Below are 24,197 nucleotides of genomic sequence, written 5' to 3' on the forward strand. Positions count from 1 at the left end.
ACTCCTCTCTCTTTTGCAGTGAATAAACTGCTAATCTAGCAGCTTATTCACATTACATTCCAACAGTTTGATCCTTACCTGCAATGGCTGCTTGGCTAAGCTCCTCTTCCTGCTCTTTACGAACGTTCATCCGATCAATAATTTTCAGGAACGGGAACCAGATGACAAAGACGACAGCCATATTAAACAACTGCAGCACGCCACCCATCAGGGAGCCCGTAGCCATCATTCCACTAAAGAACAACGGCATCGTCCAAGGAACCTGTATTCCGTTTGGCGGCGGCACAATCCCGGTGGTCATGGCAAAGTAAGTAATCAGCGTAACGATCATTGGAGAAATAACCCATGGAACAAAAATAAGCGGATTCATCACAATCGGCAGACCGAATATGACGGGTTCGTTGACATTAAACAGACCCGGTCCAAGGGCAAGCTTACTGACCTGCTTCAATTGCTTACTCTTCAGGAAGATCAGAATCGAAAGCACGACAGCCAGTGTCATACCTGTACCACCGATACCTACGGTGTAAATATCCACAAACTGCTTGGTGATGATATGCGGCAGTTCTGCTCCTTTGGAGTACGCTTCATAGTTTTCAAGTGCCAGCGTATTCCAGATGGGGTCCATAACCGAGTTAATAATAATTTGACCATGAAGCCCAAAGAACCATAAAAGCTGAACAAAGAAAATAGCAATCAATGTAGGTATAATGCCACTGCCCAAATGCACCAGAGGTGCCTGTACAGCATGATAAATCAGATCATGCAGGTTATTATGAAGGGTCAGTGTAACTACAACATTAATGATCAAAAATATGCCCAATGTAATACATGCCGGAAGCAAAGCGGCAAATGATTTGGCAACTGCCGGCGGAACGCCTGGAGGCATTTTAATGACAAAATTCCGCTGCGTCACCTTTCGGTATATCTCAGCCGCGATAAAAGCGACGATCATACCAAGGAACATGCCTTTGGCACCGATCCGATCAACCGGAATGACACCAGCAATCGTGGCACCGCTTTCTTGTGTCAGCACAAACGGAGTGAGCATCAAGAAACTGGCCAACGCAATCATCCCGCCGAATATGGGCTCTACCTTATAACTTCGAGATAAATAATACCCAATCCCGACGATTACAAATAAGGTCATGATATTCAGTGTGGCATTAGGCGCAATGTTCAGCAGACTGCTAAAAGTCGCATAATTGCCGTCGCCCATCCACCCTTTTAGAAACGGCAGATTGATAATAACGACGATAATGGAGCCAAAAACAGTTAATGGAAATGACAGCATAAATGCATCACGCAGTACAGTAAGATAGCGGTTGTTGTTCAGTTTACCGGCAATAGGTATCAGTATCCGGCTTAATTTTTCAAACAAAGCCTATTCCTCCCCGCGAAGTGACTTGCATCAATAGGGTTGCAAGCCTTTCATGTCCCAAATTTCACAAACTTACATGTTCCGTTATAAATTTCTGGATTTGAACAGCTCCAGCAATTCTAGAACCAGATCCTTCATGGTAACCGTGGACATCAGATGATCCTCGGCATGCATTAGAAGGAGCGAGAAAGGAGTTTGGGTACCTCCCGCTTCCTTCTTAACCATTTGAAAATGGATATCATGCGCAGCACGTAAATCCTGCTTGGCTTGTTTGAGCAGTTCGTCCGCACCTTCTACATTCTCATTTCGGTATTCGGTCAGCGCCTGAATTACTTTACTGCGAGCACTTCCACTATGAAGAATAAGTTGGAAACTAATTTGCTCTTCCGTCAGTTCAGCTATATTGACTTTATCCATTTTTGCGTTCCACCAGCTTCACGGCCTGTTCGTAGGCTTTCTTACCGTCAACCATCCCGTATGCCATCATGTCAATCACTTCTACATGAATACCATATGGAGCTGCTTCCTTTTCCAGTTGTCCTTTCAGAAAGCTCATTTGTGGGCCAATCAATACCGCGTCAGCCTTAGCCATGTCTTCTGCCGCCTGATCTTGACCTACTGCCCAAATTTCAGCCTCGTCCCCAATGGACTTAGCATATTCCTGCATCTTAGTAACCAGCAAACTTGTAGACATACCTGAGCTGCAAGCCAGTAAAATTTTCTTCATGATTATTCCTTCCCTTCAAGGTCTGATTGGATGTTAAGTACTAGAAAACGTTTACAGCGTAATTATAAATCCAGTCTTTTGATTTGTCTATACATTTAATTTATATGTATAGACTTTTTTTAAAATGACACTACTTCTTCACTTTTTTTGAGAAAATCAATGTGTTTATTGCCCCACATTTGAGGATTACTCGATAGGTGTGAAAGGGAGCAAGCGACATACTTGGAAGCAGGGCTTTCTCATGTGCTGAAAATTAGAAAAATTTAGAATATCAAGAAACATTCCTACATTTTTATCGTCTATATTATGGAAGACCTTACGTATGAGGATAAGATTTCCCGAAGCCTGAAGTTAAAAAATCAACTCACAAAGGAGCTTATGCATGTTAAAAAAGTTAGGATTAGCTGCATTGATTCTGGTTACTAGCCTCTCTGTTATTGGAACAGGCTGGGCCGCATCCAGCACAACAACCATTGAAGTTTCTAAAACTGCTCTGGATTACAACGTTGCTCGTCCGCTGAGCGATGGTGCTTTTCATGATGGATTATTAGCCGCTGAAACATCTGCTGGAAACCTCGTGTATTACAATTCCAAAGGAGAGAAAGCTTTCTCACTTCCCGCCGAGCTTAAACCCATTGGTGATTTTCATGAGCAGCGAGCTGTCGTGAAAAATACAAAAACCAATCACTATGGATACATTAACACCAAAGGGGCACTGGTCATCCCTTGCCAATATACCGAAGCCAATTTCTTTTCTGAAGGAAAAGCCAAGGTTACCATAGCAGACACTAAAGAAAATGCAATTATAGATCGAACGGGAAAAATCCTTTCTCATTTTAAAGAAAATGTGGAGTCAGAATATGTATTTACAGACGGTCTGGCCCTCGCCTACGCCCCTAACACTGGCAAGATCGGTTTTGTGAATGCCTCTGGTCAACTAGCGATTCCTTATAAATACAAATACAGTCGTGGTTTCTCGGATAGCTTGGCTATTGTTCAGAATAGCAAGGGGCTATACGGGTATATCAATACAGCAGGGAAAGAAGTCATTCCTCCTCAATATAAATCCGGTGGAGACTTCTCGGAAGGATTGGCCCCTGTGCAAAATACCAAGGGAAAATGGGGATTCATCAATAAACAGGGAAAAGTCGCGATTCCCTTTAAATTTACGGATGCCCAGGATTTTAGTGAAGGCCTGGCGAGTGTGAAAAATGCAAAAAACGAAGTCGGATTTATTGATAAAAACGGAACGCTGGTCATTAAATATCAACAAAAATACGATGTTGCCTCTCCGTTCAAAGAAGGCTTTGCTTTAGTCGGTAAACAAACACAATCATCCGTCTCAGGCGGCAAATTCGGTTACATCAATCGTCAAGGACAACTGCTGACTAAACTTGAGTACAGAGCAGAATCCTCCTCCTTCTCTAATGGCTATGCTGTTGCTTTTATCAAGCCAGGCAAAGCTTTCATTGTATCTAAACATTCCGTTTCAAAATAAAAAAGACGACCCCGGAAACAGATCGAGTGGATCTGCTTCCGGGGTCATTAAATTTCCAATATATCGAATATAATTAGTCGTGTGTGTAGAATTTCACTCCAGGTAGATCTGCTGCCACCCACGAGTAGTTGATGGTATTACTGTTATAATTTTTGGTCCCCGCCTGAGCAACCTGTACCTCTTTCAAAATCGTAATCGATGAACCCTTCGGTCTGACAACGACTACATGACCATGACCATCTTCTTTCTTGATCCCGATCGTAGGATACCCGAGATTGGCTCTTTTTTGTGCATCCTGAAAGGTTACAGAGTACCAGCCCGGCGCCCTTTTATTCAGTAAGGCATCAGCCATTTGATTGGCTAAGCCACTTGGTAAGTCAGCCGACATCGCGGACATCACATCTTGAGCAAAAATATTACACTTCGTTCCACCTACTGGCGAATACTTTTTGTTCGTTTCTACCTTAAAACTGTCAATTACAGATGCATAAGTACTTGCACTTCTAGCCATTGAAATTCCCCCTGAATATAAGTTGTAGAGGAAACGACGGAGTCGCTTGAACATCTGAATGGCTCCACATTCATTGATGTTGGCCTCAATTCCCTCTCAACTATTAGGGTGATTTCCAGCTTACTTTAACAACGTAATACTACAAAAAATTAACTTCATTCTCATAACTGAAGGCTTTCTTCACTGATTACGGTTGGAACGATAAGCTCAGGAGTAGTCGTAGGCTTCGTTTGTGTTAAATAGTCTGCTGCCCCCACCATCAGAGCGATGCCTATAAATAGCACGATCCAATTACGATTCTTTTTCATCATTTGTACCTCTCATTCTTCACTGCGCCCGTTCAGCCACTTGAACCAATGGAGCAGATGACTGAATCGATATTCATGCTGCAAAGCATACGTCCATACTTCAGGCTCTTCACCAGGCTCCTTCCAGACGAGCATGGAAAAGTGACCTTCTTCCTCGCTCGCAACCGACAGCAGCGAAAGACGATCATCCCCGAATCGGTATGGAGCCGATTCCACCCAGTAATTCCGCATATCGCTGATCCAGCTGCGGAACTGCTCTGTACCTGCGATCCGCAGGACTTCATCAGGTAGGAGCAGATGCTCGTCGATATCCTTCCAATCCCCCGCATATCGGTACCGCGCTGCCAGCATTGGACTGAGTGGTCGGATTTTACCGGGAGCCAACGTAGGCATATAGGCGACGGGAACGACCGGACCGATACTCTGGATAGCATAAGACCGAGCTTCCTCCTCACTCATTCCGTAAGACATAGCCTCCACGAGAAAATCGTTCCGTCTTACACCAAACTGATGCTGATACTGTGACATTTCATCCTGTAGCTCCAGTACCATACCCTGTGCCGTTTCTGTTCCGATCATTCCCAAACACCTCTCATTCCAAAATATAGTCGTGCAATTCCCGTTGCGCTCGATACTTTGCCCAATTGAATTCAGGCCAAGCCGATTCTTCTCTCGTCATGCTCGTCAAACGGGCTTGTAAAAACTCATCTAGTGATCCATGTTCCTTACGGCTAAAGTCAATCAGCAGCGGAATCGCGTCCGCCGATAGCTCACTCAAATATTCCTTATCTATCACCGATGTCGTGCGATACCGTTCGAGATTATTTTCAGCTATCCGTATATCAATGCCCACATAGTTCACGACGACATAGGCGACCAGAGCGAGTACAATATAATATTTCGCCAACGGCAGTTGACGGAAATGAATGCGCATTGCTGCAATAAGCAGTAGCAAGCCCAGAAAAATCATAAACGCGTGTACCAAATAGCGGGTGTACGTATAGCCGTATGCTTCTTCGTACATAACCAGCCGGGTATATCCCGAATACAGCATCACACCCGAACAACCCACGAGTATGTACAGCAGGCCGCTGTTCATTTTTTGCACTATACCTGATCCAAATTCAGTCCACTTCAATACACTGATCATCAGCACAAAGTTAATACCTGTTACCATAACCAGCTCCCCGAATCCTCTCCTCGCATATTCGGCATACGAGGTTCCTTCGGGCAGAGCACCTTCCCATGCCCCAAACAAATATCCAAACTGCAACACGACGAACACAACATACACCAGATTCATGACAATCAGCACCGTAGCGGTAATGACAGGGTCAAATTTAATCGCGACCGGATCGTGGTAAGGCACCGTTGGTCGGTCAATCATCACTGAAGAGTGACCATCATACTCGGTGGTTTGGCCATTCGTGCGCTCATTTAACCCGTGCCATGATTGGGTCTCTCTCTGCGTATTACGCGGAGCAGGCTGTACAAATCCCCACAAATAACAGAAGAAACAGAAGGTGAAAAAGCAGGTCCAGATCAGCCGCAGCATGCCATTCCCAAAGGACAGCGTTCCGATCCATTCGGGTACTCCAGCTAACAACTTTTCGAACATCCCATCCGCCGAAGCCAGCAAAGATATGATAATGAACAGTAGCGGCAAGGCAATAAGTAAACCAATCATCACTTTGCCCAATACACGCTTACGCTCATCCTTTACATTCCGAAGGGCTACTGTCTTGACCATCCGAAAGGGGGTCACGATATGACGAAAGTTTTGATAAAACCAATGGCTTAACGCCTGACCAATAATACCGGGTTCTGACCAGCCATGCCTTTTCTCCCCAAACAGCAGCACCATATGTACGCTAATCAGAGCAGGTATCGCCAGCACATTTAACACGTACAGGACCGGATTATTAAACAGCGCGTATGTCAATGCCAGCATGAAAATGATCACAAACAGCAAACGCCCTATCCATGACCCGGGCTGGAAACGATCTCGGTTAAAGGCATACATATAGGCGTAAAACCCAATAACAAAAATTGGAATGGACACGCCCAGCCCATGTCCGTAAAACAGATATTGATGAACCAGCGCCAACACAATTGCGCCAGCAAAGGCGGACAGAAACGACGCTTTCGGCAAAGACGTTCCATTCATCTTGTCATGCATGGTAAATACCTCCACAAATATGCTTTATAACCCTTATTGTAGATGATAAAATAAGAAGATAAAGAGAAATTAATTCAAACAAAATTTCCTATTTTATAAAAGTGACTACGCTTTTAATCAAATATAGAGGAAACGGAGCAACCTTGAATGAAACTCCATGCCCAATTTTTAAGGCTTCACTCACACGCAGCTGACGACAAGGACGAAAACCATACCATAGAGACGACGCTGGATGAGCTGGCGGCTATTTTTGACTGTACTCACCGCAACGCCTTGATGATCATTCAGAAAATGGAGCAGCACGACTGGATACAATGGACTCCTCGCCGAGGCAGAGGTCGCCGCTCCAGTCTGCGCTTCCTCATTCAGCCGGAAGACATTGCCGTGCAATCCATGATGCAAGCCATAGACCGCCATGATATCAAACGCGCGCTGGATGAAATTCGAGTTCATTCACGCTCCTCCACTATGCAGGAGCATTTGCAAGGCTGGCTGCTGAATTATTTTGGGCATCACGCGGAGGTGCGCAGTGATCAGCAGCAGATCGACACGCTGCGTCTGCCTATTCGCCAGCAGCTCTATACGCTGGACCCGTTGTATTTGAACTGGCTCGCCGAGTCCTTCGTATCCAGCCACGTCTTTGATGGTCTGGCCCGCCGGGCGAACGAAAGCGGCGAGATTTTGCCGGGATTGGCGCACGCTTGGGAGGTGGACACCACTCGTACACAGTGGACCTTTTTCCTGCGTAAAGAAGTGTTGTTTCATAACGGAAAAATACTGACCGCTGAAGACGTCGTCTATACCTTTGAGCGACTGAGTCGGGCGCCGGGAAGGAGACTTTACCATTTTATCGTCCGGCAAATTCAGCACGTCCAGGCGCTAAGTCCAACGATAGTACGCTTCGTACTAAAGGAGCCGAACGAGCTGTTTCTATCCTTCCTGTGTACCAGCCGGGCTGCGATTGTGCCGCGTGAGCTTAATCAGGTGGGTGAAGCCGCCTTTGGCATCCGCCCTGTCGGTACAGGGGCATTCAAAGTCACGGAAATGAACGAAAGCCTGTGTACACTGGAGGCTTTCGCACCTTATTTTCAAGGCCGAGCTCATCTGGACCGAGTGGAAATTGTCCAACTCCCGTGGGCGACTAAGCTGGAATCGTCGGATACAGAAGACACCGCTTCTTCTTTTCACATTATCCATAATCCCGTATCGGCGGGAGATACGGATACCGCATGGAGCCAGATTCACTCGGCGGCTTCGGTACGCAAATTTATCACATGTAATACACACAAGGATGGACCACTACGCAATCCAGAAATACGTGCCCGCATTGTAGCATGTCTGGATCATCGCTCCCTTCCTCCAGCAGTGGATTCATCTAACGATTCTTATGAACCACTGGCGGCGCTGCAAATTGCTACCATTCCCGAATATAAAGCAGACGCAGACCGGGTTGCGGCTCAGCTCGAATCCTGTGGGTATACCTGTAACATCGTGGCCGCATCTATGAACGAATTCAAAAGCTCATCTATCCGTATGGAGTCAGACTTAATCATCTTTTCTCTCTTTCGTGACCGTGATGAGCAATTACGCCTGTTTGACTTGTATCTCAATGTATCTGGGCATGTGGAGCCTCATAGCCGTGTGGATATCGAAAGACTGCTGCGTGAAATTGCACGGGAGGCCGATCATACTGTTAGGGCGCAGCAATTCGAACATATCGAAACTCGGCTCATGGATGAGCACCAGCTGCATATTTTATATGAAAAGCCCGTTCAGACGGCCTATCTCCCTTCTGTGCGTGGCGTATCTTTTAACAGTCAGGGCTGGGTGGATCTGCGTCATGTCTGGTTTCCGCCTGCTGTACCTCCATCATCCAAGCCTTGAGCCAAGCGGTCCATTCAAGCGCATCGCATGATCAAAAAAAGGCATCCTCTTTTCACAAGAGGATACCTTTTGGGTTACGACAATCCAGATCTTTTCAAGTAGATGTATCAAGGGATGAAAATGCCCATCCCCCCAACCCATGACTGTGGACATCGCTAGGATCTTCCATAGGAGGGGTAACGGGTGAAAAATTCAATAGGATAAAAACATTAAATGCGAGCAGAGAAAAAACGATCTTTTTTATCATGGATGTACTCTACCTCTCCAAGTAAGTTTTTATATTCCTCTTTGTCCTGAGAAGTGGCAGTATGTCGATACTTTTCAAATAATCCTACACATTTGATTGTGACAGGATTACCATTCAGCACGACGGAATAAGAAAGGCTCTCAAGCAAGAATTTCATACCTTTGGTATAACGGTGTTTGTTGAGATCATAACAAGCCATCTCTGCCAAAAATCGTGCATAGAGATCTGCTGACATTTGCTCCGTATAAGTGCCAACCTTGACATGCTGATCTGCAAATGCCTCAATTTGTTTTTCAAAACGTTGCAGTACATGGTCTACATTAAAATCATAACGGTTGGCCGCTACCATAATTTTATGTAACCCCACGAGAATTTCGCCTTCGTTTTTTTCCAAATAATCTACATACTGTGGAATCACATCCAGACTGCCGGACATCAACTGATATAAATACCCGTTGGCCTCAGCCCAGTTGCTACAAAGGGCCTTTAAACGCCGAGCTTCTTCCGTATCCTCTTGCACCCAGCTCAAATCAGAGTATAGGGATACAAATTCCAGTGCCTTCTGATAATCCCCGCGCTCATCCCACACCCCGGCACGCAGCACGTAAGAATATACAATATACATAAACAAAGGACCCTTAGGTTCCTTGCCACGCTCCGGTCTTCTGGTATTTCCGTATTTTTGCTCGTATTGTACCTTGGCTTTTTGAGCCATTTTTTCAGCAAACCACTCTACTTTATCCCAACGCCGCAAGGAGGCATAGGTATTAGCCAAGTCTCTTAAGGCATCCAGTTGGTCTGCTTCACCCAATCGCTCCACAAAGCTTTCAAAGTGTGTGGCTGCCCATAAGTTTTCGTCCTGGTCATCGCCAACGGCAATCGTAAATAAACGGTATTGGCAGAGCGCCAGACGCTCTGAATGTTGGTACTTCTCACTTTCCGAAACATTTTTATAAATAATTGCCGCAGCCTCGAACTTACCTTCACTGAATAATTCTTCTGCTGTCTCAAACAAAGCTGGGGCGTATATGAGATAGTCCATCATAAACTCCACGACTTGCTTAATACAATCCAGTTTGTTCAGCTCTGCACAGCGATGCAAAAAGGGACGAACCCGTCGCCAATTCGGTGCCGTATTCCGTATAAATTCATCAATGTATAACTCATAGAGGCTCCCTTCTTCAAGCCCCATGCCTGCACCAATTCGATCCAACAGCAGCATTGCAATCGGACGATTACCGTTAATAATGGCACTGATCGTTCCTGCATTAATACCTGTGTTCTCCCCAAACTTACTAATCGTAATTCCTTCTCGTCTGATGTACTGCTCCAGCTCTGCGCGAATTGTGGTTGTTTCCTTCAAATCAGGCACCCCCAGGGATTACTTGCATGATTACAATACAAAAAAAGAAAATTCCCGTGAATATTCCCTTAATTATACAAAAGAAAGCCCACTTAGCCAACCGCTCAAGTAAATTTATATCAAAAAATTCAATAATTCTCCGAATTGCCGTATACTACGGGGAGGTGAGCCGAACAGCTACACCCAATCGGTACGCAGGAAAGGATGCGACAAATGGACAACACCCCTACAACAGAACAAGAGATTGCACAATGGATGGTCGCGCAGATCCGTGAAGTGGGCACCCTGAAACAAGAAGATGCAATTGCATATGTACGCTCTGAGTATGGAGAGCAGTATGTGTTTATAAGCGAGCATGGTCATGTATCTCTGGAAAAAGAAATCAAAAAAGCATTCCGCAAACTTCATGGTGGCAGAATTGCCTGGGATCGTGACGGATTTCTCTGGGCCTGGACTTAACAAGCAAAGCATCTGCCCTAGGCAGGTGTTTTTTTAATCATTTATCCATATATCCTCTGGAGTCGGTTAATTTCTTCCTTCACAAACTGTCGGAGTGTTACAGGCTCCACAACTTCAACCCTACCGATCCAATCCATAGCATCGCGACAAGCCGCTTCATAACTATACATGTTGACCGTTAGAATGAAATGATTGCCTTCCTGTACAGACTGGATGATTTCCATTCTTTTCGCTATAATTCCCGCTTGCTTCTTATTCGTTCGGATCAAAACGGGATAGTATTCTTTCTCTGTACAAAGCTGCTTAAACGCGGTTTCTTGCCTCATCCAATGATGTTCCAGCGAAAAATCCACCGGAACCTCAAAGACTTCCGCAGACGGCAGAACCTCCTTGATTCTCTCACATTTAAAGGTCCGAATCTCCTGCCCAACTTCACAGAAGGCAATGAGATACCAATCTCCTTTTTTCACTACAAGTCCATAGGGATGCACATGACGGGAAGAACAGATTCCGTCAGCTTTCTCATATTGAATGGTTATTTTATGTGATCCCCACACTGCAGTTCTCACGGCCTCAAGACAAGGAATGGCTATACGTTCCGTCCACCACGGCGTATCATCAAAATAAAACCGCGCTTTGGCTTTCTTAATATCGGACTGATACGGGTCTGGCATCGTCTGTTCCAGTTTGAGCAGAGCATTCTTTAACTTCAAACCCGATTCCGTGGGCCCACCTGTATAAATGCCCATCCCTGTTAAATACAACTGAATAACATCCCCGCCATTCAACTGTTTCAGGTTCGCCGTATAACCCTCCATTAAATAAATTCCGCCCTTCGGGCCGGATGCGGTAACAATCGGAACGCCGGCTTCAGCCAGGAGATCGATGTCCCTGTAAATAGAGCGCACAGAGGTTTCCAGTGCCAACGCCAATTCTTTGGCCTTCATTCTCCCTCTAGATTCGATACATAATAAAATCGCGATTAAACGATGCAGTCTCACAATCATACCTCCACAATAGATGGTTAACCCGAATTGAAAAGATGATGCAACGATTGTTGACACCCTGTTGGCAGTAATAGGTGTGTATCATAGAAGTAAAGGGGTGTAATGGATGATGAATATTGGAATATTGGGGACGGGATTCGGCGCGTATCATGCCTCACTGTTAAACAACCATCCCAAAGTAAACAGAATCATGGTATTTGGAAGGAACGAAACCAAGCTGCAAAAGCTGAAAGAGGAGCTAAACGTAGAAGTCACACAAAATATAGAGGATATTCTGCTGGATCCAGACGTGGATATCGTCGATCTATGCCTGCCCTCCCAGCTGCATAGATCATATGCTGTGGATGCGCTGAAGCACGGTAAGCATGTATTTTGTGAAACACCGATTTGCTTTGATCTCGAAGACGCTCTTCTTATGCAACAAGCTGAGAAGCAATATGGCAAAAAGATTCTGGTCAACCAGTTCATTAAGTTTGATCCCGCCTATACCTATCTGTATGAGGCATACCGCCAACAGAAATATGGGAAGCTCATCTCCTTATCTTTGAAAAGAGAAACGCCTCCTCTGTGGGGGGATCTTGGACTAAGCTCCATTCCTACTCAGTTCATGATTCATGAACTGGATTTATTGACCTGGCTATTAGGCCCCTGTGATCCATATACAGTCTGGGGTACAGAAGTTACCCATCCTGAACAAGCACAGGTTCGGGCTCACTTTCAGCATCGGGATACATTCACAGAAGTCATCGCCTCATCCCACATGCCGGGAAGCTACCCTTTCACAGTGGCCTATGAGGCTTATTTTGAAAAGGCCAAGCTGGTATTTCATGAAAGCGACGAAAACGATCTTATACCTACAGTATTATATGAGTATACCGCATCAGGACAGCAAAAAATCAACCTCGAATCTGCCAATCCATATGAAAAAAGTTTGGATCATGCACTTGAATGCTTTGGCGGACATTCGGAAAGCCTGATTCCACTGGAATCGGCTGTACAAGCGCTGAAAGTGGCTGTTGAGATTAAAAGCAGACTGGGGCAAGCCCAGCGTTAATCCCGTATTTTTTCTTATGCCTGTTCTTATCTACGGAAATCAGCTTCCTATAAGGAAGCTGTATCCGCAGGCAAGGAAACTTCGTCCGCGTAGTTCGTTGCCATAATCTTGGCTACCCCTGCCGGGTCGGTCGTCTGCCCCAACGCCCACATCATTTTCGTCACCAGCGCTTCCGTTGTCATGTCATACCCCGGAATAACGCCCTTCTCCAGTACCTTTTGTCCCACTTCGTAAATCGTCAAATCCCCGCCCTCATAAGGACATTGAGTAGTCACGACAATACTCATACCGTCCTTCATCAGCTCCTCGATTTTGCTGATCAGGCTTCTTTCTTTAAAAGGAACGCCACCCATACCAAAGCCCTCAATGACGATACCTTTATAGCCCAAGCCCTGAATGGCATCGAAAATCGCCGGATTCGTACCCGGAATCAGCCTGAGCAGAAATACCTCCGAAGCATACCCGTCGTTGTATGGGTGACGAGCGGTACCGCGATTTGCAAATACGCCCTCCGTATAGACCACCTTACCGTTCTCCACGAGTCCGATATACGGATAGTTAATACTCTCAAAAGCATTATAGCTGCGTGTTCTGATCTTCGAGCTGCGGCTGCCGTTAATAATTTTGCCGTTAAACACGACAAAAACCCCGGCCACCTCGCCACATGCGGTCAGGAATGAGTCAATTACATTTTTTTTGGAATCGCTGTGCTCCGCCAAAATGGAAACCTGCGAACCTGTCACGACGACGGGTTTGTCTACGGTTCCCAGCATGAAGCTCAAGGCTGAAGCCGTATAAGCCATCGTATCCGTGCCGTGTGCAATGACAATACCGTCGTATTGATCGAGCGAACGATGTACCATCCGGGCGATAGAAGCCCAATCCTCAGGTTGTGTATTTGTGCTATCAATGCTCATCAGATTATGGGCATCAATCTCGCAAATCTCCTTCAGCTCCGGAATTTCCGCCAAAATATTTTCAGCCGATTGGGTCGGTGTCAGGCCGTTTTCCTGATAGGAGGAAGAAATGGTCCCTCCGGTATTAATGAACAAAACCTTTTTCATATGCCAATGTTCCTTCCCGATTACATCTTCACTGTATTGTTCTTAGAATTTATCATGAATAAGTGTGATAAGCTACTTTGCAATGGAAAAGAATTTGGGATATGAGGAGCCAAAAAAAGCACGACAAACAAGCGCGGGCTTTCCTTCCTCCTGCGACTTGTCTAACGTGCTTTTTTCTATAGGTGCAATAACTCTACAGCGCTGCACATACCTATAACCCATCCACGTACTTCTTATGGGGATACAGGCTGCTCCTGTGGCGCTCTCTGTACCAACGCTTTGCCCAGGAACTGCCGTGTCCGTTCTTCCTTCGGATTGGTGAAAAACTGCTCCACGGGTCCCTGCTCCACGATCACGCCATGCTCCATTAGTACAACCCGATCCGCTACATCTCTCGCAAAACCAAGCTCATGCGTGACAATAATCATCGTATTGCCTTCACTCGCCACCTTTTGAATGACGGACAGTACTTCATCCACCAGTTCAGGATCAAGTGAGGAAGTCGGTTCATCGAATAACAACACCTGTGGATTCAATGCTAATGCACGGGCAATCGCAACTCGCTGCTGCTGTCCACCCGAAAGCTGGGCAGGATAATAGGTCATACGATCCTTTAACCCGACCTTTTCCAAAATGCCTTCACTGATCTCTCTCGCCTGCTTACGATCCAGCTTTTTCACACTGGTCAGACCAATCATCACATTGTGGAGTGCATTCAAATTTTTAAACAACTGATATTGCTGAAATACCATTGCCGTTGCCATCCGTAGTCCGAGAATGTCCTTTTTTCCCGCCTTGGCGGCATCGACCTTTACACCGTCAATTTCAATAACACCACTGGTCGGCTGTTCCAAAAAATTAATGCTGCGCAGCAGCGTGGACTTCCCCGATCCGCTTGGGCCCAGGATCACTACGACTTCTCCCTTGCCTACCGTCAGGTCTATGCCCTTCAACACGTGATGCTGTCCAAAATGCTTATGAATTTGATGAAGTTGAATCATACCCTTACTCACTTCTTTCGTAAATTCGAATACGCTTCTCCAGCACGACAAGCCCGCGCTCAATAATAATACATACCAACCAGTAAATCAGAGACACCGCAACATATACCTCAAAAAAGGCCAGCGCCCGCGCGCCCATAATTTTAGCCTGTCCCATCATATCGACGACACCGATCATAAAAATAAAAGACGTATCCTTCACCGTACTAATCAGCGTGTTTCCCAAATTGGGTAAAGCCACCGTTAGCGCTTGTGGCAGTACAATTTTGAGCATAATCTGTGTTTGGCTCATACCAATGGAATTGGCAGCCTCAAATTGTCCCCGGTCGACGGAATGAATCGCCGCCCGGAACGTCTCCGACAAATATCCCCCGAGGTTCAATGAAAATGAGAGCAACGCAAACAGCTCGGGCGGAATGACATAGACATTGAATTGCTGTAAGAATCCATATTCGCTCTGGAAATAATACAGAAACTTGGGTATTCCGTAATATACGAGAAACAGCTGCACAATGAGCGGTGTTCCCCGAATGTACGAGACATACAACGTAGACAATGGCGCCAAGACAGGCACCTTGTATATCCGGATTAAAGCCGTAGCTAACCCGATGATCCCACCCAGCAGCATGGACACAAACGCAATCCATAAGGTCACGGGGAGATACTCGACGATCTGGGGAAGGCTTTTCAACATATAATCAAGATCAAACAGCTTTTCCATAGGAACCCCACTTTACCCTTTACATTGTTATTACTGAGGAATAAATTCTCCACCTGTCCACTGTTCAGACAATTTTTTCAGTGTTCCGTCCGTTTTCAGCTCTTTAATGATCGGGTCGATTTTAGCTTTCAGCTCTTCGCCCTGCTTATCCTTTTTAAACACCAGGTTGATGTTATCACTTTGCACCGGCTCGCCCACAGCTTCCACCTGCAAACCTTCCTTCTTGATCGTTGCCGCCGCCATAACCGGATCATTCACATAAGCGTCCACTCGGCCATTTTGCACGTCTTGAAGGTTATCGGACGAAGTGCCTGTATCATTGTATTTCAAAATAATTTTATTCCCGTTCTTCGCATTATACTGTTCCAGCAACTGTGTGTAGGAGTCGCCTACCGAGGCTGCTACCTTCTTGCCTTCCAAATCCTTGAGGGAATGAATATCCATTCTACCCTTTTTCACAATAATAACCGACTGAGCCGAGAAATAAGACTCATCCGAGAACAAATACTTCTTCTCACGTTCAGGATTTTTGGCAACTTCATCTGCGATCATCTGAACTTTATTCGAATCCAGTGCAAGGAATATCGCATCCCAGCCCGAAGGTACAAATTCAATCTTATAGCCGTCCAGCTTCTTGTCGATCTCCTTGACTACTTCCACATCGTATCCAGTCAGCTCGTTTTTATCATTCGTAAAAGCAAACGGTGGGTAGTCATTTTGTGTGCCGACATAGATTACCTTATCCCCCGATGCCGCATCCTTCGAGGAACATCCACTCAAGGCACCCGTTAATAACACAAGAGATAGGCCAATCGCTGCTACCAAAGCAGATTTCTTCATATTATGACATCCCCTTTTTAATATCCAAGTAATTTACTATGATTTTATATTATAACGGGTTATTCAAATAATACAACAAGTAAATTTCATATTGATTATTTAGCTATATGTTGCACAAAAAAAGGACCCTTGCGGGTCCACTGTTATCCATGAAGCGGAAAACGCTCTGCTGGATGTTCCGGCAAAATGGACGAGATCAACCGTCGTACAGCCGGATGAGCAGATTCAAAAATCTGATCCTTCTCATCACAGCGCTCGATCAATCTCCCCTGCTCCATCACAGCAATGCCATCGCAGACAGCATAAGCTGCCCGAATATCATGCGTGATGAACAGATATGACAATCCAAACGAAGATTTCAGTTCTCCCAGCAGGGATAAAATGTGCATCTGGTGAACCATATCGAGGCTACTGACGGACTCATCCAGCACGATCAGCTTTGGTTTGAGCGCAATCGCCCGTGCAATGTTGATCCGCTGCAATTGTCCGCCGCTGAACTGATGCGGATATTTAATCCGATCCTCTGGCTTGAGGCCAACCCGTTCCAGCAGGCTTTCGACCGTTCTTTTTTGTTCCTTCACCGATAACCGTTCGTAATTGTCCAATGGCTCCCCAATAATCTGCCCGGCGGTCATTCGGGGGTTTACAGCAGAGTAGCAGTCCTGAAATACGACTTGCATATCCCGTCGCAGTCCCCTGAGGACCTGGGGACTCGCATTATAAATGTCCTGTCCCTGGAACAGAACCTGACCCTCCTGCGGCTTCTCCAGCCCTAGAATAATCTTGCCCAGCGTGCTTTTACCGGCTCCACTGGTTCCAAGTAAGCCTAGGCAAAATCCACTCTCTATAGTAAGCGAAACGTTAGCCAACACAGGGGGACGTGGTTCAGAGCGGCCTAGCCATTTGCGCCTTCCATAGCTATGGGTTACTTCCTTCACTTGTAGCATGCGCATTCGCTCCCCTTTTGAAAGTGTAGTTGTCGAACAGGCGACTAACCACCTACCTGATTTATGCCTCGGAGGAACAACTTGGGTCTGACATGCAGCAGCATTTTCGTATATTCATCCTGCGGGTGATTGAACAACTGATGGACTTCAGCCTGCTCAACAATACGTCCCTGCTGCATGACAGCCACTTCATCCGCCAATTGGGAAATGACGCCCAGATCATGCGAGATCAGCAAAATGGACGTATTGTATTCCGTACGCAAGCGATCCAGCTCTCTTAGCACCTGTAGCTGATTGACCACATCAAGCGCCGTCGTTGGTTCATCGGCAATAACCACTGCTGGCCGCAGGCACATGGAAATGGCGATCATGACTCGTTGCAGCATCCCGCCACTCAACTGAAATGAATAACGCTTCATCAGCTTGGCTGGATCGGGCAAATTCATATTTTCCAGAGCCGTTATGGCAAGATCACGGGCCTGTCGTTTGGTTAATCCGGTGTGCGTGCGGACCGTTTCCATAAACTGAGCTCCGATCGTATACACTGGCGTAAAGGCGCTCATCGGATTTTGCATAATAAACGCGATTTCCTTGCCCCGAATACGGCGCATCTCCTCAGCCGCCATTCCGTTAAGCTCACGCCCGTTCAGACGGACACTTCCTTCCACGTCCATCGTCTGGAGATCCAGCAATTGGAGCAACGCTTTACAAGTCACCGTTTTGCCGCTTCCACTCTCGCCAACAAGACCCAGAACTTGTCCCCTTTTCAGCTCAAAATGAGTTGGCTCCAGCAGAGATACCGCCCCGGCATCGGTTTTGAGCTTCACCTGTAAGCCGCTGACCTCCAGCACCTTCGTCCTGTCGTCCATCGTTGTAACTCACTCCTGTTTTACTGACGTTTGGCAATTCCGTATCGGTCGGACAGCGCCTCCCCCAATATATTGAAGGCCATCACCACCACCAGAATCATGACCCCCGGATAGATCATTAATTCCGGATGGCTGCGGATGTATCCCGTTCCCTCATGAATCATCGCTCCCCATTCGGGAGTCGGCGGTTGGATGCCCAAACCGAGGAACGACAACGCGGAAATATCCATGATCGCCCAGCCCATTTCCAGCGTACCAATGACCACAATCGGCCGCAGCACATTCGGAATAATATGCCGCCGGATAATGGCTCCTGAGGAGGACCCGCTGATCCTTGCGGCAGCTATAAAATTCCGTTCTTTCAGACTGACGACCATATTGCGGCACATTCTGGCATAATACACCCACTGCACCATCATTAATGCAAGCAGCACCTGCATGAGGCCCGGTCCAAAAATACCGACAATGCCCAGCACAAGCACCAAATTCGGAAACGCCATAATACCTTCGCAAAACCGCATCAGCACACTATCGACCCAGCCGCCCACATAACCCGCAAGCGACCCGACCACAACGCCGATGCTAAGCGAGGACAGGAAAATTAAGGTTGCAAAGCCTAGCGAAATCCGTGCGCCATACAGCAACCGGGATAAATTGCACCGACCCAAATGATCGGTTCCCAACCAGTACTCTTTGGAAGGTCCCTCCAGCTTGTGCAGTAAACTGACTTTAACCGGATCATGGGGAGCCAGCCAAGGAGCTAGCGCCATAATAATAAAAAGAGCAGCCAGTACGACAGAGCAGACCACGATTACCTTTTGACCTTTGAACATTGTACGCAATCTTATCATCACTGCTCTGCTCGTCCCTTCGATGAAATTCGGGGGTCCATATACAAATGCACCAGATCAACGAGCAAATTGCATACGATGAACAGGCATGCCGCCAAAAACACATAGCATTGTATGACGGGAATATCCCGGTTAAAAATCGCCTCCACAAAATAACGGCCAAACCCGGGCCATGAAAACACCTGCTCCACAATAATCGTTCCGGTCAAAAGTTTACCCAGGTTCATACCCATACTTGTAATCAGTGGAGCAATGGCAATTTTCAGTACATGCTTGAGCATGATCACCCGCTCACGGATTCCTCTAGTTCTGGCATACTGCACATACGTTTCCTGCAGCTGCTCCAACACACTGGAACGCAGCAGGCGCGTATATAAAGCAATCAGAACCAGCGACAGGGTTAACGTGGGCAGCACCAGATGCTGCCACGTTCCTCGCCCCTCTACAGGGAGCCAATCCAATCGGACAGAGAAAAAGAAGATTAACAAATATCCCAGCCAGAACTGGGGAATAGACGCCCCAAAATATGAAATTCCTCGACTAAGCATGTCGATCCAGCCATTTTTACGCATCGCCGCTAGCACGCCCAACGGGATACTCACTAGAATAGATAGCACCATACTGCTCACAGCCAATTCAAAAGTGGCGGGCAGCCGAACTTTGACCTCATCCCATACCGGCTTGTTGGTCAGATACGAAGTACCAAAGTCCAATTGACTGATTCTTTGAAGTGTATGCATATACTGCGTCAGCAAAGGCTGATCCAGCCCGAACTCATGTCTTTTCTGCTCCAGAATCTCTGGAGTAGGATAAATATGAGCAGCCGTCAAATAGGCCTCGGCCGGATCAACTGGTGAAATATGAATCAGTGCAAAGGTAACGAGGGTGGCAAAGAGAACAATAGGAATGACCGCTACCATTCGCTTCCCGATATAGCTGATCATGAGTTGTCCTCCTATCCTGTAAACGAACGTTACCCTTCGTTTTTAACTACTTCCCGATTTCAAGCCCACCAAACGGATTTTCATCCCGGTTGGCCGGGAATACAAAGTTCGTAATCTTTTTCTGATACACTGCCGTTTTCTTAATATACGAAATAGGCACAATGGCAGATTGCTCCTGAAGCGTCTTCAGAATCGAAGCATACAGCTCTTGGCGCTTGGTTTCATCTGTCGATGAGAGCGCCTCGTGTACTTGCTGATCCAGATCTTTCTTCATCGGAAGGGCGCTCAGCGTCTCGGAAATTCCGAAGCTCTTCTTGGCAATGACGTTAATAAAGGAATGCGGATCATAAGGCGCACCATAGTTATACCAGAAGTACAGATCAAACTGGTTGGATCTAAGGCGCTTAATTTGAACCGTCAGCTCCAGTCCGGTCAGGTTCACTTTGACACCCAGTTCTCCCCATTCAGCCTGAATGGTTTCAGCCATCGCCTTTTGGATTGGATCGGTTTTATCAAAAATCAGCTCAAAATCCAGCTGTTGTCCGTCTTTTTCCCGTACTGTACCGCCTGCGGGCAGCTTCCAGCCAGCCTCATCCAGCAACGCTTTGGATTTTTCCACATCATAGCCAACAGGCTGTAGGTTTACATTCGTATACGGATAGTTTTTGGATAAAACCGTATCCGCTTTTTCCTCCAGCCCTGAAGTCACACCTTCCACCATTGCCTGCTTGTTAAAGCCATGCTGGAGCGCCAGACGTACCCGAAGGTCTGCCAGCTTGGGATTGGACGAGTTGAGCAACAGACTTCTTGTTCCGACAGGCTCGGACAGCGTGGTAACATACTGATTCGTGTCGCGAAGCTGTTTGAAGGCATCCAGACTAATGACACCCTCTCCATAAATCAGATCCAGGTCGCCTTTTTCAAAGGCCATCACACGGGTTTCGCCATCGGGAATGATTTTTACCGTAATTTTATCCACCTTCGGTGCAGTACCCCAATAGTTCGGATTACGCTTAAAGGTTGCATACTCATCTTGCTTGTATTCATCCAGCATCCAAGGTCCTGTACCTACAGGTTTCTTGATTCCTTTGGACGTATCTCCATCATCCGGGAACCCAGCTTCACCCAGAAAACGGAACGGGCGAACGACAGACAAATCCTGAAGCACTGGGTAGTATGGCTCTTTGAGCGTCATTCGGAAGGTGCTGTCATCTACGGCTTCAGTTTTGTCGAGAACGCCTACTATACCAAGCCAGCTGTGCGTCTTCTCATTTTTCATGATAGCGTCAAAGTTCTTTTTGACAATGGCCGCATTAAATAGCGTACCATCCGAAAATTTCACATCTTTGCGCAGCTTAAACGTATATGTCTTACCGTCCTTGGAAATAGTCCAGGATTCAGCCAAAGCAGGTTCCAGCTTGCCTCCTTGCTTGTAGCTGACTAACGGCTCATAAACCATGGATTGTGCAAAAAGTTGGGAAGGATTGTATACATGAGGATTCATCGTGCCAATGTCACGCGGCCACGATAGCGTGATCGACTTTTCATTGGCAGCTCCGTCAGTAGAGGTGGATGCAGGTATGTTCTCCTGCTTTGCGCAGCCCAAAACAACGGATAATAAGAGGAGCGCCACCAACATAAGGGTAGCAGTCTTGCGGTGTCGAACGGACATCAATGTATTTCCCCTTTTCTATATATGTGATAATGATTATCATAATCATATTTAGAATAGGTATCACGCTCAATTTTGTCAACACTATTCGACAAGCAACCCTCTTATTTCTTTTGAATTTGTGAAATGAGGATTTTGAAAAATCCTAAACTTATGGCTTAATTCGCCAACGTTTGAAACAGAGTACGCGTGTACTCATGCTGTAACAAGTCTTCATCCCATTCCTTAAATATTTCCACAATCTCCCCCTGAACCATGACGGCAACGCGGTCACAAAACTGACGAGTAGATGGGAGATCGTGAGTGATAAATAGGTAGGACAACTGACGTTCCACCTGCATTCTCTTGAGCATGTCCAATACAGAAGACTGCGTTGTCGTATCCAGATTGGCAATCGATTCATCGAACAAGATAATATTTGGCTCCACCGCCAAAGCTCGGGCAATACATACCCGCTGCTTTTGTCCGCCACTCAGCTGAGCTGGGTATTTTTCCAGACTGTCAGCCTCTAATCCTACCGATTCCAATAGAGACAGACAAATATCCAGCGCCTGCGCTTTTCGCTCAGGGAAATAGTTGTGGATTGGCTCCATTAAAATATCTCGAATGGTCATACGGGGATGCAGCGAGGAGGACGAATCCTGTGCAACCAACTGGATTCGCTTGTACAGCTGAACATCCTTCATCTTTCCGGTGTGAATGGGCTGTTCATCCAGCCAAATCTCTCCTGAGGTCAACGACTCCAGCCCCAGAATACATTGTGCCAGCGTGCTTTTGCCACTTCCACTTTCTCCAACCAGTCCAAGACATTCTCCTTGTCGTAGCTCCAGACTCACCTTCTTCACGGCCTGTTCGCTATCTTGCGTGCTGAACCAACCTTTTCTCCGTTTGCGGACAGGGTATGCTTTGGTCACATTCTTCAATTCCAGCATCACTGGTGCATCCTTCCTTCCGGGCTCATCTCCAACACTCGATCTGCTATGCGACTCATACCCTGGCGATCATGTGAGATCAACAATATGGTGAGATCAAAGTCTTCTCTCAACTGTTGCAGCAATGCCAAGACCTTGTCGCGGTTGATCACATCCAGCGCCGTAGTAGGCTCGTCGGCAATAAAGAGGCGAGGACCGGAGCTTAGCATGGCAGCCAGCAGCACCCTTTGACACATGCCTCCACTTAGTTCAAAAGGATATGACGACAAAGTATGCTCAGGATCTGCAAACCCTACCTTGCAGAGCAGAGAGCGCAAATAGGCCTCCCGCACTGGAGTAGCGCCTCCTCTGGCTATTTCTAAGACACGGCTCAGCATCTGCCGCATCCGTGGCAGCACGCCCAGTGGGTGGACTTGCTGCGGTGCATTGTGGGATAATGCAGCACCAGCGTGCTCCGGCTCCATCTGGTCATGCGGCATCCAACGCCGCCCGTGCAGTCTAAGCGTATCCATCAGCTGGGCGCGGACAGTCCGGATCGGGTTTAACCCGCTCAGCGATTGTTGAATGAGCAGGGCAATATCCTCTCGGCGCAGCCTTTGCCAGCGCCGTTCCTGGAACGGGAGAATGTCTTCCCCGTTATAGTAGATACGCCCATGCGTAACACCGATACCTGGCTCCAGCATGCCTGCGATTGCGTGAGCGGTCAGGCTCTTGCCGCATCCGCTCGGTCCAGTCAGGACCACAATCTCCCCTGAATATATGGAAAAGCTCACATCACGCAGCAGTGGTTTGCTCCCACTTCTGCTTGCTCCTACGCCTGTGCGGCAGATTTCCAAATGTTCCACGTGTAACAACGGTTTTCGACCTGCCACTTGTTCTATCGTATCCTTGCCCCCAAGGGCTGTTTGATCCTCCACTATTTGGCCGCCTCCTTTTCCGAAAAGCGGTCACCCAAAAGCTGGCAGGCAAGTACGAATAGCATAATCGCCAAGCCTGGGAAAATCATGACATGCGGAGCCACCTGAAAATATGAGGTGGCATCATGCAGCATCACGCCCCACTCTGGCTTAGGCGGCTGTACCCCCAGTCCAAGAAAGGACAGCCCAGCGATCATCAGCACCACGCGTCCGATATCCCATACCGCATAAACCAACAATTGCGGCAACGCTTGTGGCAATACATAACGGCTCAGTATACGTACGTGTGAATTGCCGGATAAACGGGCATACCGAACGTAGTCCTCCTGACAGGCTTTTTGAACCAGACTACGGATATATCGGACATAGCCCGCCCACCGTACCGCAATAATGGCAAGGGTCATGTTAACAAAACCCGGACCCAAAATACCGACAATCGCCACCGTTAAAATAATATCAGGAAAAGCCAGTACCCCGTCGATTCCTCGCATAACCAGCTGGTCCACGCGTCCGCGCACATAACCAATAAGCAACCCTATAGGCAGACTGAAGCACAACGTAGCTACAGTAATCGCACATGCGATTAGCACGCTCATCCGAATCCCGTAAATTAGCCGTGATAGCACATCCCGGCCCAGATGATCCGTACCGAAAGGATATTTCCGGCTGGGTGGTGCCAGACGGTTCAAAAGGTCCACTTGGAGAGGATCATGAGGAGCGACCCATGGAGCCAATAACCCAAGCAGCACGATCAGACCAAACAGTACGCCTCCTGCCAGCAAACTCCCTTGAAAGGAAAGCCGTATCTTTTTCATTTTCAG

25 protein-coding genes are annotated in these 24,197 nt (G+C 47.0%); 4 read left to right on the forward strand and 21 right to left on the reverse strand.

Translation table 11 applies throughout. From position 1 onward, the window contains the following. Window positions 1-52: 52 nt before the first annotated feature. From celB to MHH57_RS24605, 3 genes are all read right to left on the reverse strand, one after another. Window positions 53-1,381: a PTS cellobiose transporter subunit IIC gene (gene celB / locus MHH57_RS24595; RefSeq protein WP_023990964.1), complete on the reverse strand. Its 1,329-nt coding sequence runs from the start codon at window positions 1,379-1,381 to the stop codon at window positions 53-55. Between the two features lie 84 nt (window positions 1,382-1,465). Further along, window positions 1,466-1,798 carry a PTS lactose/cellobiose transporter subunit IIA gene (locus tag MHH57_RS24600; RefSeq protein WP_013312602.1) on the reverse strand — a complete coding sequence of 111 codons (333 nt, stop codon included), beginning with the start codon at window positions 1,796-1,798 and terminating at the stop codon, window positions 1,466-1,468. After that, window positions 1,791-2,108 carry a PTS sugar transporter subunit IIB gene (locus MHH57_RS24605; RefSeq protein WP_029518773.1) on the reverse strand — a complete coding sequence of 106 codons (318 nt, stop codon included), beginning with the start codon at window positions 2,106-2,108 and terminating at the stop codon, window positions 1,791-1,793. Before MHH57_RS24605 ends, MHH57_RS24600 begins: the two co-directional genes overlap by 8 nt. A 382-nt stretch (window positions 2,109-2,490) precedes the next feature. On the opposite strand from MHH57_RS24605, the gene MHH57_RS24610 reads away from it, so the two are divergent. Next, window positions 2,491-3,606: a WG repeat-containing protein gene (locus tag MHH57_RS24610; protein WP_342434642.1), complete on the forward strand. Its 1,116-nt coding sequence runs from the start codon at window positions 2,491-2,493 to the stop codon at window positions 3,604-3,606. A gap of 73 nt (window positions 3,607-3,679) precedes the next feature. Here the strand turns inward: MHH57_RS24610 and MHH57_RS24615 are convergent, their stop codons facing one another. The 4 genes from MHH57_RS24615 to MHH57_RS24630 all read right to left on the reverse strand — a co-directional run bounded on the left by MHH57_RS24615 (window position 3,680) and on the right by MHH57_RS24630 (window position 6,604). After that, complete coding sequence (locus tag MHH57_RS24615; RefSeq protein WP_328801247.1) at window positions 3,680-4,117, reverse strand: hypothetical protein; 438 nt, start codon at window positions 4,115-4,117, stop codon at window positions 3,680-3,682. A 161-nt stretch (window positions 4,118-4,278) separates the two neighbouring features. Then, window positions 4,279-4,425 carry a hypothetical protein gene (locus MHH57_RS24620; protein WP_342434643.1) on the reverse strand — a complete coding sequence of 49 codons (147 nt, stop codon included), beginning with the start codon at window positions 4,423-4,425 and terminating at the stop codon, window positions 4,279-4,281. 12 nt (window positions 4,426-4,437) lie between these two features. Beyond that, entirely contained in the window at window positions 4,438-5,004 is a 567-nt protein-coding gene (locus MHH57_RS24625) for a hypothetical protein (RefSeq protein ID WP_160788297.1), read from the reverse strand. A 13-nt stretch (window positions 5,005-5,017) separates the two neighbouring features. Then, a complete protein-coding gene (locus tag MHH57_RS24630) occupies window positions 5,018-6,604 on the reverse strand; it encodes a DUF4173 domain-containing protein (RefSeq protein ID WP_342434644.1) in 1,587 nt (528 codons plus the stop codon). Between the two features lie 147 nt (window positions 6,605-6,751). On the opposite strand from MHH57_RS24630, the gene MHH57_RS24635 reads away from it, so the two are divergent. Beyond that, window positions 6,752-8,488: an ABC transporter substrate-binding protein gene (locus tag MHH57_RS24635; protein WP_328801249.1), complete on the forward strand. Its 1,737-nt coding sequence runs from the start codon at window positions 6,752-6,754 to the stop codon at window positions 8,486-8,488. A gap of 209 nt (window positions 8,489-8,697) precedes the next feature. Here MHH57_RS24635 and MHH57_RS24640 read toward each other — a convergent pair whose 3' ends face one another. Continuing rightward, window positions 8,698-10,098 (reverse strand): transcriptional regulator, encoded by a 1,401-nt coding sequence (locus MHH57_RS24640; protein WP_328801250.1) that lies wholly within the window; start codon window positions 10,096-10,098, stop codon window positions 8,698-8,700. 213 nt (window positions 10,099-10,311) lie between these two features. Between MHH57_RS24640 and MHH57_RS24645 the strand changes: the two genes are divergently transcribed. After that, complete coding sequence (locus MHH57_RS24645) at window positions 10,312-10,557, forward strand: hypothetical protein (protein WP_013312611.1); 246 nt, start codon at window positions 10,312-10,314, stop codon at window positions 10,555-10,557. A gap of 41 nt (window positions 10,558-10,598) precedes the next feature. Here the strand turns inward: MHH57_RS24645 and MHH57_RS24650 are convergent, their stop codons facing one another. Continuing rightward, entirely contained in the window at window positions 10,599-11,558 is a 960-nt protein-coding gene (locus tag MHH57_RS24650) for a WYL domain-containing protein (RefSeq protein ID WP_342419078.1), read from the reverse strand. Window positions 11,559-11,670: 112 nt separating this feature from the next. On the opposite strand from MHH57_RS24650, the gene MHH57_RS24655 reads away from it, so the two are divergent. Further along, window positions 11,671-12,618 carry a Gfo/Idh/MocA family oxidoreductase gene (locus MHH57_RS24655; RefSeq protein WP_342434645.1) on the forward strand — a complete coding sequence of 316 codons (948 nt, stop codon included), beginning with the start codon at window positions 11,671-11,673 and terminating at the stop codon, window positions 12,616-12,618. A 47-nt stretch (window positions 12,619-12,665) separates the two neighbouring features. Here the strand turns inward: MHH57_RS24655 and MHH57_RS24660 are convergent, their stop codons facing one another. The 12 genes from MHH57_RS24660 to MHH57_RS24715 all read right to left on the reverse strand — a co-directional run bounded on the left by MHH57_RS24660 (window position 12,666) and on the right by MHH57_RS24715 (window position 24,191). After that, window positions 12,666-13,682, reverse strand: coding sequence for an asparaginase (locus tag MHH57_RS24660; protein ID WP_029518796.1), 1,017 nt, complete (start codon window positions 13,680-13,682; stop codon window positions 12,666-12,668). A 233-nt stretch (window positions 13,683-13,915) separates the two neighbouring features. Continuing rightward, window positions 13,916-14,683: an amino acid ABC transporter ATP-binding protein gene (locus MHH57_RS24665; RefSeq protein ID WP_029518797.1), complete on the reverse strand. Its 768-nt coding sequence runs from the start codon at window positions 14,681-14,683 to the stop codon at window positions 13,916-13,918. Window positions 14,684-14,687: 4 nt separating this feature from the next. Beyond that, window positions 14,688-15,404, reverse strand: coding sequence for an amino acid ABC transporter permease (locus tag MHH57_RS24670; protein WP_013312615.1), 717 nt, complete (start codon window positions 15,402-15,404; stop codon window positions 14,688-14,690). A gap of 30 nt (window positions 15,405-15,434) precedes the next feature. Then, entirely contained in the window at window positions 15,435-16,244 is an 810-nt protein-coding gene (locus tag MHH57_RS24675) for a transporter substrate-binding domain-containing protein (protein WP_342434646.1), read from the reverse strand. A gap of 143 nt (window positions 16,245-16,387) precedes the next feature. Beyond that, a complete protein-coding gene (gene nikE, locus MHH57_RS24680; RefSeq protein ID WP_342434647.1) occupies window positions 16,388-17,197 on the reverse strand; it encodes a nickel import ATP-binding protein NikE in 810 nt (269 codons plus the stop codon). Between the two features lie 38 nt (window positions 17,198-17,235). Further along, window positions 17,236-18,060 (reverse strand): ABC transporter ATP-binding protein, encoded by an 825-nt coding sequence (locus MHH57_RS24685; protein WP_342434648.1) that lies wholly within the window; start codon window positions 18,058-18,060, stop codon window positions 17,236-17,238. 20 nt (window positions 18,061-18,080) lie between these two features. Next, the gene (gene nikC, locus MHH57_RS24690; protein WP_080658671.1) at window positions 18,081-18,911 is read right to left on the reverse strand and encodes a nickel ABC transporter permease subunit NikC; all 831 of its coding nucleotides are present in this window, start codon (window positions 18,909-18,911) and stop codon (window positions 18,081-18,083) included. Next, window positions 18,911-19,855, reverse strand: coding sequence for a nickel ABC transporter permease subunit NikB (gene nikB, locus MHH57_RS24695; protein WP_209947580.1), 945 nt, complete (start codon window positions 19,853-19,855; stop codon window positions 18,911-18,913). Before nikB ends, nikC begins: the two co-directional genes overlap by 1 nt. Before the next feature lie 46 nt (window positions 19,856-19,901). After that, window positions 19,902-21,527, reverse strand: coding sequence for a nickel ABC transporter substrate-binding protein (nikA, locus tag MHH57_RS24700; RefSeq protein WP_342434649.1), 1,626 nt, complete (start codon window positions 21,525-21,527; stop codon window positions 19,902-19,904). A gap of 158 nt (window positions 21,528-21,685) precedes the next feature. Further along, complete coding sequence (locus tag MHH57_RS24705; protein ID WP_342434650.1) at window positions 21,686-22,462, reverse strand: dipeptide/oligopeptide/nickel ABC transporter ATP-binding protein; 777 nt, start codon at window positions 22,460-22,462, stop codon at window positions 21,686-21,688. Continuing rightward, window positions 22,459-23,376, reverse strand: a complete 918-nt coding sequence (locus MHH57_RS24710; RefSeq protein WP_318627748.1) for an ATP-binding cassette domain-containing protein — start codon at window positions 23,374-23,376, stop codon at window positions 22,459-22,461. Before MHH57_RS24710 ends, MHH57_RS24705 begins: the two co-directional genes overlap by 4 nt. After that, complete coding sequence (locus tag MHH57_RS24715) at window positions 23,376-24,191, reverse strand: ABC transporter permease subunit (protein WP_340886842.1); 816 nt, start codon at window positions 24,189-24,191, stop codon at window positions 23,376-23,378. The genes MHH57_RS24710 and MHH57_RS24715 overlap by 1 nt, the downstream gene beginning before the upstream one ends. Window positions 24,192-24,197: the final 6 nt, after the last annotated feature.

The sequence above is a fragment of the Paenibacillus sp. FSL H7-0442 genome (assembly GCF_038593105.1).
Taxonomy (GTDB): Bacteria; Bacillota; Bacilli; order Paenibacillales; family Paenibacillaceae; genus Paenibacillus; species Paenibacillus polymyxa_D.

What these genes read in the sequence shown, in the direction of transcription:
- MHH57_RS24600 (WP_013312602.1), bottom strand. Translation starts at nt 1,798, where the DNA reads ATGGATAAAGTCAATATAGCTGAACTGACGGAAGAGCAAATTAGTTTC.
- MHH57_RS24605 (WP_029518773.1), bottom strand. Translation starts at nt 2,108, where the DNA reads ATGAAGAAAATTTTACTGGCTTGCAGCTCAGGTATGTCTACAAGTTTG.
- MHH57_RS24610 (WP_342434642.1), top strand. Translation starts at nt 2,491, where the DNA reads ATGTTAAAAAAGTTAGGATTAGCTGCATTGATTCTGGTTACTAGCCTC.
- MHH57_RS24615 (WP_328801247.1), bottom strand. Translation starts at nt 4,117, where the DNA reads ATGGCTAGAAGTGCAAGTACTTATGCATCTGTAATTGACAGTTTTAAG.
- MHH57_RS24620 (WP_342434643.1), bottom strand. Translation starts at nt 4,425, where the DNA reads ATGAAAAAGAATCGTAATTGGATCGTGCTATTTATAGGCATCGCTCTG.
- MHH57_RS24625 (WP_160788297.1), bottom strand. Translation starts at nt 5,004, where the DNA reads ATGATCGGAACAGAAACGGCACAGGGTATGGTACTGGAGCTACAGGAT.
- MHH57_RS24630 (WP_342434644.1), bottom strand. Translation starts at nt 6,604, where the DNA reads ATGCATGACAAGATGAATGGAACGTCTTTGCCGAAAGCGTCGTTTCTG.
- MHH57_RS24635 (WP_328801249.1), top strand. Translation starts at nt 6,752, where the DNA reads ATGAAACTCCATGCCCAATTTTTAAGGCTTCACTCACACGCAGCTGAC.
- MHH57_RS24645 (WP_013312611.1), top strand. Translation starts at nt 10,312, where the DNA reads ATGGACAACACCCCTACAACAGAACAAGAGATTGCACAATGGATGGTC.
- MHH57_RS24655 (WP_342434645.1), top strand. Translation starts at nt 11,671, where the DNA reads ATGATGAATATTGGAATATTGGGGACGGGATTCGGCGCGTATCATGCC.
- MHH57_RS24660 (WP_029518796.1), bottom strand. Translation starts at nt 13,682, where the DNA reads ATGAAAAAGGTTTTGTTCATTAATACCGGAGGGACCATTTCTTCCTCC.
- MHH57_RS24665 (WP_029518797.1), bottom strand. Translation starts at nt 14,683, where the DNA reads ATGATTCAACTTCATCAAATTCATAAGCATTTTGGACAGCATCACGTG.
- MHH57_RS24670 (WP_013312615.1), bottom strand. Translation starts at nt 15,404, where the DNA reads ATGGAAAAGCTGTTTGATCTTGATTATATGTTGAAAAGCCTTCCCCAG.
- MHH57_RS24675 (WP_342434646.1), bottom strand. Translation starts at nt 16,244, where the DNA reads ATGAAGAAATCTGCTTTGGTAGCAGCGATTGGCCTATCTCTTGTGTTA.
- nikE (WP_342434647.1), bottom strand. Translation starts at nt 17,197, where the DNA reads ATGCGCATGCTACAAGTGAAGGAAGTAACCCATAGCTATGGAAGGCGC.
- MHH57_RS24685 (WP_342434648.1), bottom strand. Translation starts at nt 18,060, where the DNA reads ATGGACGACAGGACGAAGGTGCTGGAGGTCAGCGGCTTACAGGTGAAG.
- nikC (WP_080658671.1), bottom strand. Translation starts at nt 18,911, where the DNA reads ATGATAAGATTGCGTACAATGTTCAAAGGTCAAAAGGTAATCGTGGTC.
- nikB (WP_209947580.1), bottom strand. Translation starts at nt 19,855, where the DNA reads ATGATCAGCTATATCGGGAAGCGAATGGTAGCGGTCATTCCTATTGTT.
- nikA (WP_342434649.1), bottom strand. Translation starts at nt 21,527, where the DNA reads ATGTCCGTTCGACACCGCAAGACTGCTACCCTTATGTTGGTGGCGCTC.
- MHH57_RS24715 (WP_340886842.1), bottom strand. Translation starts at nt 24,191, where the DNA reads ATGAAAAAGATACGGCTTTCCTTTCAAGGGAGTTTGCTGGCAGGAGGC.